Raw genomic sequence first — 18,795 nt, forward strand, 5'->3', positions numbered from 1 at the left:
TTTCATGGCCACCTTTTACTATACTATCATTATTTATCTTTTCGAAATTTTTTCTTCTATGTCACATACTTTCAGTTACAAAATGTAATACATATGATAAAGTAAAAAAGTTACAATTATTTTAATAGAAACTGGTGAATCTAATGTCAATTACGTTAATTGTTATAATGGCTTTCACAATTGTTATTCATGCGGTTGAAACAAGCTCTTATAGTATTCGATTAGCTGGAGTGCGTTTAAAGAGAATTGCTGTTGCTTTGTCTGTCGTAGGCATGGTGTTACTTATTTCAAGAACATCTAACATGCTACAAGCCTTTTTAATCAGTGGGTTTGTCGATGAGGCAAAACGAGACGCATCCATTAATTTAGAACATATTATACGGCTCGTTCTATTATCCGCCTCTGTCGGTACATTGATTGCGATTATACTATATCCAACTTTAACCAAACTATTTGGATATGTCATTCAAAACTTTGAAACAGACGGTTCTTTCATTCGAATGATGAGAACAAATAACATTCAAAAATTAAAGTACACAAAAAAATATGTACGCTTCCCAAAATTAGAAATGATTCATAGACTACGCATTGGTGGTATTCCAAAACGTATTATGCTTATTAACATGTTTGCTACTGCTATTTATACAGCTGGTGTTCTTTCAGCCCTATACGCTTCCTTTTTACTTCCAGATTACGCAACAAAAGCTACTACAGCTTCTGGCCTTATTAATGGGTTTGCTACTATTTTATTAACAGTGCTGCTTGATCCACGTATCGCTCTTTTAACAGAGCGAGCTCTTCAATCAGAAGAAGGTGCAGAAGCAATGAGTAAAATGTATGGTTGGCTAATGATTTCTAGACTTTTCGGTACATTATTAGCACAACTATTATTCATACCAGGTGCTTACTGGATCACATGGATTATTAAACTGATGAATTAGTCCTCTATAAAAATAGTAGGTGGGATAACAAATGACTATACAAACAGAGCAAGATATAATTCGCTTAATAGAAAACGACGAATGGATGATGAACGTATTACAAATGGCAAAATCACTAGAGTTACCTGATTGGTGGATTTGCGCCGGATTTGTTCGCTCTAAAATTTGGGATACTTTACATAACTATGAAGCTAGAACAACTATGCCTGATGTTGATGTAATTTATTATAATAGTCTACATAAAGATGAGATATACGAACAATCATTAGGAATAAAATTAATGAATATGGATGCTACTATCCCTTGGTCGGTAAAGAATCAAGCTCGTATGCATGTGGTGAATAATATGCCACCGTATTCTTCTTCTGTTGATGCTATTTCTAAATTTCCTGAAACAGCAACCGCTTTAGGGGTTACATTAGACGAAAAAAACAAAGTTATATTAACAGCCCCATGCGGTATTGAAGATGTTCTTTCCTTACAAGTGAGACCAACAGCTCATTTTCTTGAAACAAAAGAACGATTACATATGTACAATGTTAGAGTTACTAAAAAGAACTGGCAAAACAAATGGCCTAACATAACAATTACTTATCCCAAAATGTAAGAAAAGGAGCTTCGCATTACACGAAGCTCCTTTTCTACTTTATTTCAAAAACTGAATGACTATTTCAGCAAATCGATCTGCTTCTTCATAATGCGGTGTATGACCACTCTCTTCAAATACAATATAATCCCCATTTTGAGCATCTTTATTAAATGTTTCAATTTGTTTTTCACACGTTACTACATCATGTTTTCCTACAATTAATAACATTGGATTTTGTATATTTTTTATTTTTTGTAATAATGAAGTATGAACTGCTCCTTCTACTTTTAATCTATCAAAATGAATTTTGGAGCGATTTGAACATACTTCCCACTCTTCATCACTATACAAACTCTCGTCTGTCACATCTTCCTTATAATTGTAAATCTCCATTCTTTTTTCTTCTAGTTCATCACTTAGTCTTATATAAGCTTCTAACAACTCTTCTGAACTAGCATTGCTAGATAAATAAACTAAACACACTTTTGCTACTTCTTCTTTTCCATACTTTTTTAATAAATCCGCTGTCTTTTGTAACAAAGCTCTACTTGTTAATGCAAAATCGAAAGTTGGCGCTTCAAATATGATTTTCTCTATTGAACTTGGATATATCGACGCATATAACAATGCTACATATCCACCGAAAGAATGTCCAATGACAGACCATTTCTCAATTTGTAATACTTTTTTTAGTTCCTCACAGTCTTCAATCAAATCATTTAATCCAAAAGCTTCGTCCTCAGTAATTTCTTCTGAGCGACAAACACCTCTTTGATCTATCATTATTACATATAAAGAATCTTTTAAACGTTCCGCTTGATAAAATGAAAAATCATAGCAACTTTCTCCTGGTCCACCATGCAAGTATAAGACCGGTTTATTTTTAGGATTTCCATGCGTTTCAACGTATAGCTTTTTCCCTCTAATGTTCATGTGTTTCCCTACTTCTATCAAATTCGTCTTTATAATCATCACCTTCTTTTTTTACTGAATATTATAACATTTTCTGTTAAATAATCCCTATTACATTTAAAAAGACAACGATTATTGCAAGTGGTGCTACAAATCGAAGTAAAAACGCCCAACAAGTAAATATTTTCTTTCCATAATTACCACCTACAAAAAACTCTGCTTCTAGTACCTTCTTCTCCATTTTGAATGAAACGAAAATACTAATAAATAGTGCTCCAAGCGGCATTAATATATTACTAGATAAGAAGTCTACTGCATCAAAAATATTCTTTCCAAAAATCGTAATATCACTCCATATTCCAAATGATAACGCTGATGGTATACCTACTAAGAAAATGCCGAAACCGATCATCCATGATAATTTCGTTCTCTTTTCTTGTTCACCATTTGCTAATGCTGAAACAACTGTCTCTAATAGTGAAAATGCTGATGTTAATGTCGCAAATGTAAATAGTGCAAGAAATACTGTTAAGAATAAACCACCGAATGGAATTTGACTAAATACAGATGGTAATACGATAAATAGTAATCCAGGTCCTTCTGTCGGCTCCATTCCTAATGAAAATACGGCCGGAAAGATAGCAAGACCTGCAAATAATGAAACAAATAAATTCAATCCAACAATTGTAACTGCTGATTTTGGTAAACTTTCTTTTTTATTTAAATACGAGCTATAGGTAACCATAATCGAAATCCCGATACTAATCGCAAAAAATGATTGTCCCATCGCGAATAAAATACTTTCTGAAGTAATCTTTGAAAAATCTGGTTGTAAGAAAAACTTCACACCTTGTATTGCATTATCAAGTGTTAATGAACGAATAATAAGAGCAACAAATAAAACAAACAATGCTGGCAACATATATTTACTTGCTTTTTCAATTCCATTTTGTACACCCTTTGATACAACCCAAATCGTAATGAACATAAAAGCGAAATGTCCCATAATCGCCCAAGCGGGATTTCCAATTGTTTCAGTAAATAACGCTCCATAATTTTGTCCCGGAGTAATAAGTTGTCCCGTTACTCCTCTGAATAAATAAATTAACACCCATCCACCTACAACACTATAAAACGAAAGTAGTATAAAACATGTTCCAACGCCAAGGCGTCCAATCCAGTGCCATCCTGTATTAGGTGCGATACTTTTAAATGCTCCAACTGCTTGTTTCTGTGTACTGCGCCCAATCATAAATTCAGCTATAAGTAGTGGTAGTCCAATTAATACAGTAAATAATATAAAGATTAAAAAGAATGCCCCTCCCCCACTCTTCCCAGCGATATAAGGAAACTTCCATATTGCGCCAAGTCCAATTGCTGATCCTGCTGCAGCCATTATAAAACCTAATTTCGAAGTCCATTGCTCCGTCTGTTTCATCTTATTTTCCTCCTAGTTAAATTACTTTATATAAATAATTAAATTTTATAAACCAATCCGAATAAACCCTCCATTTCTATTTCCATAAAATAAAAAAATGGCTCAACGTCTCTATATAAAGAGACGCTAAGCCATTTACTTAACGCGGTACCACCCTTATTGATTCCATTATGAATCCACCTTAGTAGTAATCGTTTGATTACAAACCTAATATCGAAGGTTAACCGTTAAGATTTACTAAGAATGTGATTCCGTTCCACCTTACTGCTCCTAGGCGAGTTCAGGATGTCATTTGACTATGTCACACCAACCCATAGCTCTCTGTACAAATACATGACCTTACTACTCCTATTCAACACATTTTAATATTTAGAATATATTTTCTTTTTAAATTAATATGAATTATATCGGTTATATCTGTAACTGTCAAGGTGTATATTAATTTTTTTGTCGAAAAGGAGTGTTATATAGATTTATAGAAAATATTTACAATAAAAATATAAGGAGATTCAAACGTTATGTCACTTTTAAAAAATGGTTGTTTTTTTATTATCACTTGTAATGTTTGTATCTCCAGATGAAGAACATTTTTGGCTTTCTTATATGATTTCAGTTTTAATTTTTATTGGTGTACCTAATTTAGTACAGCTTTTCATTAATGAAATTCGTTTATTACTACAAAATGAATTTGTGACAAGCTCTAAAACATTAAGACGTGGTTTTTTTCACATTTGTAAGATCCATTTAAAACCCTTTCTTACGCCAAAAATTTTCATTTGGATTAATCAACAAATACTGCAAACTTTAGTTTTATTACTGCATTTAGCACTATTTCAAACCATTTTATTTAACGTTGCTGGCACACTTATTTTACTTGGTCGTAATCATCAATTTTTATCCGTTTTACCATGGGCAGCATTTGGTCCAGTTTTACTTTTCACTATTGTTATTTTAGCTGTATATATGATGCTATCTGGAATGCAAAGTGTATTAGAAAAAGATATAGACTATATGGAGAACTCGCTTTTATTAAGTGTTTTAGCGAAGAAAAAGAATAAAAAAAGAACTCCCATGTATCCCTTGAAAAGAAAGTTTATTAAAAAAATTCACAACATACTATAAAAACCCCATTGTTCACAAAAATCAAAATGGTGATTTTCTTATTTATGATTTTTTCTATTTAGTATTACTACAAAAGCAAAAACACTTGTTGCCTTTCATAGACAATCAGCTGGCTCAGGAGTAGTCCTCTTTTTTGTTTCTATAAACTAACAAAGGACTGATATGAAAATACTACTTAAGTCTGCTATGAAAGACTTTAAGGAGGAAAAAGTTTTGTAACCTCTACCCTCAAATATCCTAATTTAATAATATTCTACTTGTTATTTTTGTACAAAAATAAAGCAAGGATTTCTCCCTGCTTTTGTTAGTTTCTTTAATTGAGAAGATTAACTACTAATATTCTTATCTGCCATTCTATACAATTTATATCTATTTTGCCCTCTTCTTTTTTCGATTTCTAAATATAACCTCTAACGCTACTACTGCGATGAATCCTACAGTTAGTTGTAAACCTGTAAACAGAAGTTTATTATTTAGAGGAATATCAGGTGCACTCCACAGCAGCACTGGAGGAACAAGTATGCCTATGATTACAATGGTTCTCATTATCTTTCCCATTTTGTTTCCCCTATCGTATTTTTAAAATCTATATGTATTTTCCAAATAATTTACATTTCTACTAATTTCTCACGTAGAACTAATTCACTCTCAGTCATATACCCTCTATGCATTTCCTCTACAATCTTATCATGATTAAAACACAATACTTTTTCATCACCTAGATAGCCAACTGGGTAAGGAACACCCACATAATCAAAATCACGTTTATCTGCTGATACAATCATTCTTCCAATAATCATAATGATTGGTTCTACACCTTCTAGTTTCACTACTGATCCGATTGGTAAAAGTTTCATTTATTTATTCCCCCTCTTATGTTATACATTATTTATTTTTAAATTTACTATACATCCGTTCGTAAAGTTTATTAGTACCAAGTGCACATGCTCCTAAAATAAGAACAGCTATAATAAAGCCAATCTTTTTAGGTAATTCATAAGGAGACATAATAGCGACTACAAGAAATATAGCAATTGCGACATATGTAATATATTTTCCAGCCTTAAATGGTTGCATATAAAACGCTCCTCTCTTAATCCTCAAATTTAATGGTACCACCTAGTCCATAACCATCTCCAACATATAATCCCGTTTCTTTTCCTAATTTAAAGTCATAGCCAAATGTTCCCAAACCCAATTCCCCTTTTACGACGACATCTTTATCTCCTATAAAAGGAACAAATTCTGGGATATGAAAAAGGTCCATCTCTACTTCATATTTATTAGTAGTAACTTCCGCTGCATTTTTTAGTGTATATTCATCCACACCATACGCAAAGTTTCCTTCACCAAACTTTTGAGTAATTTTAATATCCTTCATTTCAAAACCTGTAGGGGTAAATATAGGAACTTTTGTGCTATATTCGTTTTCTAAAACTGACCCCTCTATCTTTCCACCAATAATATTCCCTGCAAATAAATCATCTTTAGCAGTATCTAAAGAAAAAGGAATATTTAAATCTACTTTCCCAGATAAGGCTTTCATTGTCAAATCCCCATTTGTCCCTACACTATTCTTTGCTTCTACCACTGCTCCCTCTAACGTCCCACCAAATCGGTCTCCTTCTTTCCATTCTGCTTTCCCTTGCAAATACTCCACATCATTTTGAGATTTTGCTTTTGCTAACATATAATCCATTTGGTCTGCTTCACGGAATTTCTTAGCAGAATGTTTGAGTTCTTCTGAAATTTTATCCAATAGATTATTAACTTCAAAAATCTTTGGTTTAGCTTCATTAAACATTTGATAGAAATTTTGACTTGTTGCACCTGTCCACTGAGACGCTATGTATTCTGTTTGATTATAAAGATCTTTGTGCATATTGTCTAAAGTTTGTCTTATATCTTGTACCAACTTAGCAGACTGCTCCAAACGCTCTGGAGTAATTTTTATTAAATCCATAAGCCTTTCCCCTTTTAAATTTTTATATAGAATATTTTACCACAAAAATTTAATTAGGTAGAAGAATATTTTTTATACTCTTAAAGCTCGAAGACTCTGTCTCCTCAAGGTAAGCAATTTTAATCAATACTAATAAATGTACAAATAGATGACACCGAGATAAAAACATTCTCCTAGTCTTCTTTTTTGGGGATAAAGCTAAAAGAGGTAGCCTACTAGGCTACCCAAGGTTATTAATGATACATATTGCCATACTTCTTAACCATTTCCTTGTACTTGTTCTCTTCCTTTAGTGCTTCCCTTAACATCCACACTAAAAAACAGTACCGCCACCAACGAACTCGGACTCCATAGCCTTTTCGTATTTTTCACTATAGAGATTACCTAACATCTTAATAGTTTGGCATCTGTATAGTGATATTAAGGTTAGATACTCTTCTCTGAGAGGAAGGACTGAGGAGTCTATCTCATGTTTATTCATTCCCCACATCTTATTAGATACCTTATATAGAATGGCTACTAGAAATGATGTGTATGAAAAAGAAAGTATAGACTGCCTTGATGAACTTTTACAAACTTTAATAAGCTTTTTAATTACTTCTGTTTCTCACAGATAGCTATACTAGGCTTTCTTTTACTTAAAAAATTGCTTATATTTTGATTTTAGATCGGAAACTAACTGCTTTTCTATCGAAAATAAACATAAAAAAGTTCTACTCAATATTAGTAGAAATTTTTTCACTTTATGGCGGAGATGAATACACAATAGGTTCGATTTCTAAAAGTGAAAATTTAGAATTAAAATACTAAACTTTTGGACACCTAATGGTAAGAGTTTTTTTTATGAAAAAATCCCCACACAATGTGCAGGGATTCGTAACTGATATAATTGGGTTAGTACCACATCACCATCAACCTAAAGAATCATCATTTCCTAGATAACTGTTACTTCTTTTGTATTATTAGTTCTATCCACTAGATTTAAGTAGAAATGCGATACTGTAGTAGTATAATATGGAGAAATCCAAAGGTATGGGAGATTTAGTGTAAATATTCCCACCAATGAACCTAAAATAAACCAACCAATGAAACTTAACCAAGTGATAAATAAATCTAACTTATGTCCTTTCATCATCACTTTACTTTTTTTAATTGCTTCACTTGCTGTACATTCTGGATCCTCTAACATAATGTAGTAAGCCATAGAATAAGAGAAAAATTTAATAATACCTGGAACAATGAACAAAAGACTCCATAAGCTAATAAATATTGTTTGTAAGATACCTAGTTTCATAGCTCTAAATATATTATTTGAATTGAAACCAGCAAATAAATCACCAATTGTGGTAGATTCATTTTTCGCTAAACCTAATGTGATTGTATAATAGCCGTAACTCATAACACTTTGTACAACAATATAAAGAATAAAAATAATAGCCCATATAATAATTTGAGATAAAATAACTCCAAAATTAATTTGAGGTTCGCCATATGAATAATATACAAGGTTCTCAGGTCCTAAAACGTCTATGAACAAACCAAAAATTAGAAATACTACTATACCAATGAAATACATACTTGCTGCGGGAATGAGGTAATTAAGAAACGTTGAACCTACCCCTAATCCCCATCGGCCTTTCAATGAGGATAATGCTTCCCTTTTTAAATTGCTAATCATCTTTTTTCCACCTTTCAAATTCTTTATTATGCAAAGTGTGACTTTAATGAATAATTAATGAGTTTAGTAGAATTCAAATTTCTACTAAACTCATTAATATTTACTCCTTATGCGAAATTTAAATCTAGTTATTTTTGAACGTTCATTGCTTTAATTTTTTCTACATTCTCTTTTGCTTGTTTAGTTATTTCTCCATTAATAGCATTTGCATATTTTTCACGAGTTAAAAATTCAAAACATTTATATGCATTATTCGTGTCATTTGACGACATGTACCCTGCACCTTTATTAAACATTTTTACTGCTACCGTATTCATCCATTCTTTTGCATCTTCTTCTGGATATCCTAGTTCCATAGAATGATAAGTTAATTCAACTGCTGAAGCTAAATCTTCAATCGTATCTTTATTCCCGCTTACATTTGCAGCTTCAAATGTACTCAAATACTCAATTTTCGCTTTTATCCCATCTTTAATTCCTAATTCTTCAATTCCTGGTGTTTTATATAAAATTTGATAGTTGTTTAATGCAGCCTTATATTGAGTTTTTTCTAACTGTTTTACTTCTTCGATTACAAGACTAGCAACATTAGAAAACCCTGTTTTTTCAACAACACCACGAGAGGCTGCTTGACCATAATAATGTAAAGCGTTATAAAGGCTCGTTTGCTCTTTTTTATTTGCTTCATCACTCGCTAATTGAATAAGTTGAATTCCCTCCATTTTTTTTGATGCACTATCAATCATACTCATACCGCTAATTTGTCCAATCGTTTTATCAATATCTTTTAACTGTGCAAGTAATGTGTATGATGGTAATACGGTTTTACCTACTTCACTTTGCCATCCTGTCGTTCCATTCATTTCATTCCATTCATTTTCTGTATTTACCCATAATTTACTCGCATAATTAACCATTTCTTCTCTTGAACGTTCTAATGGATGCTTTGTACGAATTGCATTTGCAATATTTAATACCGCTGTATAGTATTCTCCTTTATTTGCAGCTTCGTTTGCTTTTCTTTCAAACATAAGCGGCATTAATAACTTATGAGATTCATCTTGAACGGATTTTTCTACCCTTACCGTATTTGCTAATAAATTTGCTTTCTTTATAGCATCTTCCACTGAAAAACTAGGATCTTTTATTTGTCCACGAAGTCCCTCTACGGCCGCACCAAATTGCTTTTCTAATTTTTCTCTTTGTTGACCTGTTGCCCCGTCAATATACTGATTTGCTAATAGTAAAGCATTTTCATAATGTGGATTCGCTGGAATTACATATGTTTCAATTTCATCAATCGCTCGATCAACCGGATCAGATTTCACCTGTTCCTTTTGATTACTTGAATCTATATTATTTGTTTTATCGTTATTTGTGGCACCTTCAGTTATTGAATCTTTTAGATTTTTCTCACTTGATGTAGCTGTTGCCTCATTTTCACTTACATTTTCTTCTTTAACTACTTTTCCTTCATTACTGCTAGTAACTTCTTTCACTGCTTTTCCTTCATTACTGCTAGTATCTTCTTTCACTGCTTTTCCTTCATTACTGCTAGTATCTTCTTTCACTGGGCTTGCATTTTCTTTTATTTCAGTTGTAGACATCACTACTGATGTTTGGATATTAAGGTTCTTTAATTCTTTTTCTAATAGTTCGTTGAAAATATCTTCTACATCTTGATTCGCTTTTTCTACTAATGTAGGATCTACACTTTCAAATACAGACGTGACTAAATAAAATTTACTTAATGCTTGTTCTAAAGATGCTACATCCCCTGTATTTAACCAATTTTTTTGTTCTTTTGTTGCTGCTTCATAAACATTTTTTGCTACTAATTTAATGTAATCTTTCTTATTTTCACTTAAATACTTTTGTAACTCTTCTTGTGTGGTAACCGATTCATTTAACACATTGATTTGATTACGTAAATAGAATAATGCTCTCTCATTTGAATATTCACCACTCGAGCGAATTTGATCTAAATTATCTAATGCTAACTTATGTTCAGCTATCGATTTCGATTTTGATGGTGTATTCAATTGGCTAACAAGCGTCCAATCTTCCTTTTTGCTATCGTAGTTCGTTAAATTATTTAATACATTTTGATCTGGTTCTTTTTGATTTGTATAAAAATCATTAAAGAAAACAGATGAGTAGTATTGTCCATTTCCAGCGTACCACTCAACTAAAATATCACCCGTTTTTGGTGATATTTTAATTGTTGGTTGTGTTGGATCTGGTTTTGGTTCTGGTTTTGGATCTGGTTTCGGATTCGGATCCGGATCTGGTTTCGGATCTGGTTTCAGATCTGGTTTCGGATCTGGTTTCGGTTCTGGATTTGGACTTGGGTTTGGATCTGGTTTCGGATCTGGATTTGGACTTGGGTTTGGATCTGGTTTCGGTTCTGGATTTGGACTTGGGTTTGGATCTGGCTTTAAATCTGAATTCGGATTTGGTTTTTGCCCATCTCCTTCTTGCCCATTAAGTTGCTGTTTATTATCATTCACCTTACCCGGTTCTGCCACAGGTCCTACTATATTAGTTGGCAAATCTAGCTTTTGCGGAGTTGGTGCATCTGATAATTTGATTTGTGGATCTTTCTTTTCCACCGATACTTCATCAGGTTTATACGTTACTGGTGTAATTGGTGATTTATTATTTCCAATTAAATCTGCTAAATTAATAGTTGGTTTTTCGCCGGGTTTTTCATCTTTTTTTGCAGGATCAGCGACTAAATTTGGGAACATAGATTGTAAATCGCCCCCTGTAATACGATCATCTTTTTTCTCTTCTGTATTACTTGCTAGTTTTACTGGTTCTTTTCCTGCTGTCCTAAAGCCTTTGTCATACACAAGATATCCTGACGTTCCTAGTAAAGCTACTGACATTACTGATATAGCGACTTTTTTCCCTAAGTTATTATTGTTTTCCTCCATGTCCTTTTCCCCTTTTCCTATCTTTATTGAATCCAACCGTTTGTTTTCATTTCTGTTAGTTTTTCTTGCGCGGCTCTTACTTCAGATTCATTTTCATTTGCCTGCACTGTTTTTCTTAAGAAGCGACTTGCTTCCTCGTATTTTTTCTGTTTAATTTTAAACATCCCGAATGCAAAATTCACATGCGGATTTTCATCGTTTTGTGAGTATGCTTCTGTGAAAAGCTTCTCTGCTTCATTTCCTTGTCCCACTTTATCGTATAAAATCCCTATATTTACAAGCGTATTTATGTCGCGTGTTCCACTGCTGACAACTCTATTGTAAGCTTCTAACGCTTGCTGATATGCAGCAGTACTCTTTGCGCCATCTCGCGTTTCATAAAACTGGCCCGCTTCGTAATACACAATTCCTAGTTGATTTAACAACTCAATATTTTTCATATCTTTTTGAATCGCTACTTGTAAAATGTGCGATGCTTGTTGATAATTTATTTCTTTCTTCGCACTATCAATTAGGTTTGTTTTATTCCAAAGCACATATAAATTTGAAAGTTCAATTGTATATATGGCATTCTTTGAATCTTGCATAATAGCTTCTTTAAAGAAAGATTCTGCTTTGTCTAACTGTACCGTTGCGGTTGATAATTGACCTTTTAAATACGAAACAATTGCTTTATCTTCATTTGTCTTCGTACTCATTTTGACAATAACATCTTCCGCTTTTTCAAATTCTTTCATTTTCATATGACTTACAGCTAAATCTCTCATTGCATCTTTTTTGTATGGTTCAATTCCTTTTGCATTATTCGCTAGCGCTTGTTCAAAATTTTGCACTGCTTCTTGATATTTTCCAATGCGGAAATTTGCTAAAGCTAATAGATAAGCAGCTTCATTATTTTCTTTATCTATTTCTCTATCTTTTATTAGTTTTGTAATATAATCGATTGCAATTTTATTTTTTCCTTCAGCAACGTAAATCGTTGCTAATTGGAGATATGCCTCGTCTTTACCCTTCACAGCAATTGCATGTCCAACAGCTTCTTCTGCTTTTGTATATTTTTTATCATCATAAGCTTGTCGTGCTTGTTCCATAAACTTTTGATATTTCGCGTTTGTTGTGTAGAAATAAAATAACGTTGAACCACCTATAACAACCACTACAGTTGAACCAATAATCAAAATTCGCTTTTTATTCTTTTTCCACCATGTAGAAAAAGCCGACGGTTCGCTTTGTTCATGCGTTATTGTAAGTGGTTGATTTGATGCTTTTGCATTTAAAATCTCATCATCTATATCATATTCCACTTGTTTTTTCGTTTGTTTCCGGCTTTGTAGAATGCTAGTTGGAACTGTAATTGTAGCTGCTACTTCTTGCTGTGACTGCGTTCCTTGCTCTTCTTTTATCTCTTCAATAATGCTTTCAATTTCCTGTTTTAACGCCTGGTCAATGTTTGGAAATTGTACGATTCGTGAATAGACGAAACAAGCAAATGCTGCATTGTTTTCTCGTTCCAATTCAGTAGCTAATTCCAAATAATGTTGTAGGACCATTTTATTATTTATTTCAGGCTCTTGACTCTCCATAGTTTGAATGATATATGCGAGTTCTTTTTGTAGAGCTGTTGATGAATTGAGTGAATTGAAAATTATTTTATACTCATATAATGCCGCTTGTTTAAATTCTCTCTCTTCTAATAATCTTGCAATTTCCAAACATTTTGATACAAAAAGAGAGTGTTCTTCTGCTGACTGCCTTTCCGCATCAATTTTTATTCTTTCTCTCACGCTATTAAATACATCGTACCACTGTGCAAAGCTTGGGCATTCTGCGAAAGAGTTACTACTCCATGCCTGCTTAAATAATTTTGCAATTTCCCCATTCCATTGATTATGTAATACTTGCTGAAGTAACGTATACCTTTCACATTCTGTCTGCATTTCTTCCGTTTTAAAGTAACTTGCATCCGTCCATTTTTTATTTCGAACTTCTTCACTACACCAACCTAATATTTCTCCCAATAAAATAGCGCCTGCAAATCGATCGGCTTCTTTTTGCCATACCCCGCTTTTTAAATACATTGGTGCATAGCCCGCTGAACCTGCTGGCAATAGCATAGGCCTTTTCGTTTTTGGTCCATACATTTGCTCAACATCAACAAGTTCGATATAGTGTTGTCCTTCAATTGGATTTTCACTCAAGAAAGGTATGAGTACGTTGCTAGACGATAAATCATTATGAGCAACTTCATTTTCCTCCATCATTTTAAGTGTTTTAAGAAATGCTTCTGCAATAAAGAAACATTGTTCTTTTGATAACACTCGTTGTTCTTGTAAAATATCAGCCCAAGTTGGACCTTCAATCCAAGGCATTACAATACTATTAGCAAGATCTTCTGATTTTTCAATAACAGATGCATTTTCTTCTTTTGTAACAATGTAGCGTGAACATACTTTAAGGCCCGCTAAGGAAGAAAGTGGTTTTAAAAATGCTAATTGATGTTTTTCATCACGATAGCGTTCCTTAAAAACTTTTAATGCAATTCGTTCCACACCATTTTCATGTTGTAATTGATAAACTGTTCCTTGTCTTCCCTCTTGACCATAGGGCATTTCAATACCAATTACGGCTGGGTGTTTCTCAAAACGATAAACATCTTTATTAAGAATAATTTTTTCTCCTACTTCTGGTCGGAATCCCATCTTATCCCCTTACCCTCATCTGACAATTTTCCATAAAAAAGACCAGGAACAATAGCTCCTGGCCTTTTGCAATTGTTCTATTTTTAGTATGAGTTATCTGTATTACGGAAATTCTCAGCGATTTTTCTTAAATCCGTCGAAATTTTTTCTAAAATCGGTATGTATTGTTGCATTTTTTGTTTAGAATTATCAAATTCCGCTCTGAACTTATCTTGTGTTGCCCCAGACCATTGACCATGTAAACTATTAATGTCGCCTTCAAGTCTATTAACTTGATTTTGTGCTTCCCCAGCTGCGTTTTTAAAGTTATTAGCAATTCTTTCAAGTTCTTCTGGTCTAATTTTAATTTCTGTCATTGTATTAATTTCCCCTTTCAAATCATAAATGATACAACAATTAGATTATAAACTATATTCATACAATATTTAAAGGGTTAAATTACAAAAAAATTCTATTTTTTTGTAATTTAACCCTATTTTAATATTATTTCACTTTTAATTCAGACCATTTCACAATTATTTTATCTGTCATTTTGCGAAGTAAATGTAATGGTGTATATGCACATTTTATTTTTATTGGTTTTCTACGTATGCAATATCCATCCCCACTTAATAATTCTTGATCCATTTCAGTATGTGGAAGTTTCATATTAAAGAAATACACATCGTTATTGTGTGTTGTTCCCAATAAATAACCAATGCTTCTTTTTCTAATTTCTGCAAACCATTTTTCATGAGAATGGCTATTTAGACTAGAGGTTGTAGCCGCCGTTATAAAATGAATCCCTTTATTTTTACAGTTTTGAACTATTAGTTCCATTTTATTTTTCGTCTCATAATCATTAGCTAGTATAGTTAACACTTGATCAATATCATCAATCGCAATGATTATTCTCTTATATGGAAATTCCACTGCTGCATTTGGATCTAAAGATGGCATTACTGGTTCTCTATTATTTATTAACTCTAACAATTCATCTAATATTTCTTTTAATTGCATACCATCTGTAACTTTCTTCTTCACATGAGGTAAATCTCCAAGAGCTAATATGCCTGTAGGTCTTTCACCAAGATCTACTAAGTATAGTTCAACCTTTTCTGGAGAGTACTGGTAAGTAGTGGTGAACAGAATCGTTTGTAATAGCGATGTTTTCCCGCCTTCTATTCTTCCACCAACAAATATATGGCTCATTTCGTCTAATGAAAAACTTTGCAAACGAATATCCTCTGTTTCAATACCTGCTGAAATTTGGGATGTTTCTAATTGCTCAACCATATGCTCTACAAATATCTCTTTAGGTACCATTGGAATATCTTTTGCTTTTTCACCATTCCATTCCCTATTCATTTTTTGAATAATCGTTTTTAATTGCTGGGAATATTCTAATTCACTTTCACCAATAAACGGCAGTGCTGCTTGGAACAATTCCGGCGGTTGACCTTTCATTAATCCACGACCAATAGGAACTTCAATTAATGGGAAATTAGGTCTGCCAACTAAGTTATGATATTCTGTTCTATCTTGCAATTCAAATGTAATTGCCATCGGTATATTGTTACGAACACGATCGAACATATCAATTGTTTGATTCAGAGAGAAATAGAAATATACTCCGTATGTACTTGATTCACGCAATAATAATTCTAATACTTCATTTTCTTTCTCGAATTCATTTTTGAATCTTATATAACCATCTACCATTATTACTATAGCTGGTATTTTCTTTTCTACCATTCGATTATACATAGAGAATGACTTTGCACCGATATTAGAAAAACTCTCTTTTCTATCCGTGATTTCCTTCTTCAAAAATCCGAATAGACGTTTCATTTTTTCATTTTCGCCTTCTTGTACAATCCCACCTATATGAGGTAAATCTCTAAAATCTAAGAACATACGACCAAAATCAATAACATAAAAATTCACTTCTTCTGGTGTATGAGATACAGCTAAGGACATAATAATGGTTTGCAACATCGTCGTTTTCCCTGTACCTGGCATACCATATATATTTAAATGCCCTTCTTGTAAATCTAACTTCAGAGGAAATTGTGCTTGATTTGCAACATCATCAATTAATCCTACCGTTACTTGTAAATATTCTTTCGGTTTATTCCACTCACCAATTGTCCAATCTTCCATAGCATAAAATTCTTTTAACAATAATTTTTCCGGTAATGGATCCAGCCAAGGTCCTGGTAATGCTTTAATATTTTCTTTTTCTGATACGCTCTGTACATATTGAATAAAAGCTTGTAATTGCTTTGGACTATTTGTCATTGGTTTTGGACGCTTTTTCACTTTTATTCTTTCACCCGAAAGCTTAACTTCTGTAAAGTCAACAATATCAAGAACTTTCTCTTCATCTGGATTATAAGGTGCTCCGCTCCATGCAGATTGGAATAATTCCAATACTTCATTGCTACCAACTTGGAGATACCCTCGTCCTGGTACATTGATTTTAGATGCATCTGGAATCTTTAGCATTTCACGACTATCCGCATCATCTTGTACACGTAAACAAATTCGAAAACGCGAGTTACTCCAAATCTTGTCATTTACAACCCCTGAAGGTTTTTGAGTTGCCAATAATAAGTGAACCCCTAAAGTTCTTCCTATTGCAGCGACACTAATTAGCTCGTCCATAAATTCTGGTTGTTCCTTTTTCATTTGAGCAAACTCATCAATAACAATAAATAAATGTGGTAAAGGTTCTTTTTCACGCCAGCTTGTTTCATAATATTCATCTAGATGCTGGACATTTCCAGCCTGAATGAATAACTTTTGTCTACGCTCTAATTCTGCCTTTAATGAAATTCTGGCACGCTCAATTAAGTTTGGATCTTCTAAGTTCGTAATAGATGCAATAATATGCGGTAATCCCGCAAATGTGTTTGACATTCCGCCACCCTTATAATCGATAAGCATAAATGCCATCTCATGAGGATGATAGGTTGCTGCTAACGCTGCTATTATAGACTGAATAACTTCACTTTTTCCTGATCCAGTTGTACCAGCCATTAGACCGTGCGGACCATGCCCTTTTTTCTCTATTTTATCGTGAATATTTAGAAAAACAGGTTTACTTCCCTCTCTTACACCAATTGGAACCGGTAATGAAGTCGGATATCGATTTTCTTTCCATCTCTCGAGCACTTGTAACTCTTCCATGTTTTTAGCTTGAAACAAGTCTAAAAATGTTAATACTTTCGGAATGTTGGCTGCTGTAGAACTTTTCATTCGAATTGGAGCAATGCTTCGCGCTCCTAGTTCACATCGTTCGAATGAAAGTCGATCTACTTTAAAACTTGCACGCGTTGTCCCACTGTTTTCAGCTGAACTTGAAAAAGTTTCTACTAACTCACCATTTTTTCCATTTAAACTTATAATAAGATCACATTCCATAGGTAAGCGTTCCCTTTGTTCCGCAAAAATAAATGTAGAAGCTCCTACACTTTCACCTTCTCTAAGTAACATTGGAGTTAAAGGATCATCCTCTAAAAATTCTCTCGCCGATAAGAAAAAGACATACATTGGAATTAAAGGAACTTTTGCATCCGCTTGCGCAGAAGAATTATAGATTCTGCGCATGTTAAGTGGGGTAAAGAGTACTTCAGCTAGCTTCTGCGCATCTTGTTGATTTTCAGATAAAAAACGCATACTTCTCTGTTCATCCCATACGTGAGGAAGCCATCTCATCCAATCCCACTGTTTTTTCTCCTTCTCATGATAAAAGGCTGCTATTTTCACTTCATTTGGTGCATGATGTGTCATAATTTGCGTCGTTACAATTCGAATAAAGTTTAGTCTATCTTCTTTATTTCCGACTACACCAATTACATCGTTTTTTTTCAAAGAAATTGAAATGTGTCCATTAGGTATCATATTGAAATCCCTTTTCACATTTTGTGCTTCTGTAACTAATGGATTTTCTTCATAACCTTTCTGTTCAGGTACCTTCAATTCTACAAGAAATGGTCTTTCTCCTGTTCCAATACGAATATCTAAAAAGTCCGGACTTTCAGGTGTACGCTCCCATAAATTACTTTCTCGGTTTTCAATTCTTTGTACACTTTTTAATGGGCTTGGATTTTGTGTAATTAAATATTTTGCTTGTTCAACCTTTAACGTATCTAATTCCACTCGATGCTTTTGAATTTGCTCTAAGTATCTTGTTTGTAATTGTTCAACCATTTGACGATGTTCTTTCTTTTTACGGAAATGCCCCATCGTTGTAATTACATATGATCCCAACATTGGAATACTTGAAACCATCATTAATGGCATATAACTTGAATTCATCTTCATAAATTTCATCATTACAAAATATAATATCAATGTTAAAATCGTCATCATTGCTGGCAGTAACATTGTTTCAATTGAAAACTTCGGCTCCTCCGGTATATTCGGCGGATCATGAATAATAACATCCCCTGTTGGTATATCTACTTTCACACGCGGAGAGCGTTGAAAATACGGTGATTTTTGCACAAAACATTGCTCCTTCCCCACTT

14 protein-coding genes and 1 other annotated feature are annotated in these 18,795 nt (G+C 33.3%); of the genes, 3 read left to right on the forward strand and 11 right to left on the reverse strand.

The features are described from left to right. Positions 1-143 precede the first annotated feature (143 nt). Both QCI46_RS16945 and QCI46_RS16950 read left to right on the forward strand, forming a co-directional pair. Positions 144-941 carry a lipid II flippase Amj family protein gene (locus QCI46_RS16945; protein WP_000028920.1) on the forward strand — a complete coding sequence of 266 codons (798 nt, stop codon included), beginning with the start codon at positions 144-146 and terminating at the stop codon, positions 939-941. 31 nt (positions 942-972) lie between these two features. Next, positions 973-1,548, forward strand: coding sequence for a nucleotidyltransferase family protein (locus QCI46_RS16950; RefSeq protein ID WP_353840949.1), 576 nt, complete (start codon positions 973-975; stop codon positions 1,546-1,548). Between the two features lie 39 nt (positions 1,549-1,587). Here the strand turns inward: QCI46_RS16950 and QCI46_RS16955 are convergent, their stop codons facing one another. Beyond that, positions 1,588-2,502: an alpha/beta fold hydrolase gene (locus QCI46_RS16955; RefSeq protein ID WP_353840950.1), complete on the reverse strand. Its 915-nt coding sequence runs from the start codon at positions 2,500-2,502 to the stop codon at positions 1,588-1,590. Between the two features lie 37 nt (positions 2,503-2,539). Further along, a complete protein-coding gene (locus QCI46_RS16960) occupies positions 2,540-3,880 on the reverse strand; it encodes a sodium-dependent transporter (RefSeq protein WP_353840951.1) in 1,341 nt (446 codons plus the stop codon). Positions 3,881-3,996: 116 nt separating this feature from the next. Next, positions 3,997-4,245: a binding site (T-box leader), on the reverse strand. A 169-nt stretch (positions 4,246-4,414) separates the two neighbouring features. On the opposite strand from QCI46_RS16960, the gene QCI46_RS16965 reads away from it, so the two are divergent. Further along, positions 4,415-5,002, forward strand: a complete 588-nt coding sequence (locus tag QCI46_RS16965) for a hypothetical protein (RefSeq protein ID WP_353840952.1) — start codon at positions 4,415-4,417, stop codon at positions 5,000-5,002. A 369-nt stretch (positions 5,003-5,371) separates the two neighbouring features. Here the strand turns inward: QCI46_RS16965 and QCI46_RS16970 are convergent, their stop codons facing one another. The 9 genes from QCI46_RS16970 to essC all read right to left on the reverse strand — a co-directional run bounded on the left by QCI46_RS16970 (position 5,372) and on the right by essC (position 18,772). Then, entirely contained in the window at positions 5,372-5,560 is a 189-nt protein-coding gene (locus QCI46_RS16970) for a hypothetical protein (RefSeq protein WP_002118913.1), read from the reverse strand. Positions 5,561-5,610: 50 nt separating this feature from the next. After that, positions 5,611-5,859 (reverse strand): DUF4176 domain-containing protein, encoded by a 249-nt coding sequence (locus QCI46_RS16975; RefSeq protein ID WP_002031668.1) that lies wholly within the window; start codon positions 5,857-5,859, stop codon positions 5,611-5,613. Positions 5,860-5,887: 28 nt separating this feature from the next. Continuing rightward, positions 5,888-6,079: a hypothetical protein gene (locus QCI46_RS16980; RefSeq protein ID WP_002075027.1), complete on the reverse strand. Its 192-nt coding sequence runs from the start codon at positions 6,077-6,079 to the stop codon at positions 5,888-5,890. A gap of 16 nt (positions 6,080-6,095) precedes the next feature. After that, positions 6,096-6,965, reverse strand: coding sequence for a WXG100 family type VII secretion target (locus QCI46_RS16985; protein WP_002118909.1), 870 nt, complete (start codon positions 6,963-6,965; stop codon positions 6,096-6,098). 934 nt (positions 6,966-7,899) lie between these two features. Then, positions 7,900-8,643: a DUF975 family protein gene (locus tag QCI46_RS16990; protein WP_088058541.1), complete on the reverse strand. Its 744-nt coding sequence runs from the start codon at positions 8,641-8,643 to the stop codon at positions 7,900-7,902. Positions 8,644-8,771: 128 nt separating this feature from the next. After that, positions 8,772-11,582, reverse strand: coding sequence for a ring-infected erythrocyte surface antigen domain-containing protein (locus QCI46_RS16995; protein ID WP_353840953.1), 2,811 nt, complete (start codon positions 11,580-11,582; stop codon positions 8,772-8,774). Between the two features lie 23 nt (positions 11,583-11,605). Next, a complete protein-coding gene (locus QCI46_RS17000; RefSeq protein WP_353840954.1) occupies positions 11,606-14,281 on the reverse strand; it encodes a tetratricopeptide repeat protein in 2,676 nt (891 codons plus the stop codon). A gap of 83 nt (positions 14,282-14,364) precedes the next feature. Then, positions 14,365-14,637, reverse strand: a complete 273-nt coding sequence (locus QCI46_RS17005) for a WXG100 family type VII secretion target (RefSeq protein WP_002118898.1) — start codon at positions 14,635-14,637, stop codon at positions 14,365-14,367. Between the two features lie 127 nt (positions 14,638-14,764). Next, on the reverse strand, positions 14,765-18,772 hold the full coding sequence (gene essC / locus QCI46_RS17010; protein WP_353840955.1) for a type VII secretion protein EssC: 4,008 nt from the start codon (positions 18,770-18,772) through the stop codon (positions 14,765-14,767). Between the last annotated feature and the right edge of the window lie 23 nt (positions 18,773-18,795).

The sequence above is a fragment of the Bacillus cereus group sp. RP32 genome (genome assembly GCF_040459735.1).
Classification (GTDB): domain Bacteria; phylum Bacillota; class Bacilli; order Bacillales; family Bacillaceae_G; genus Bacillus_A; species Bacillus_A wiedmannii.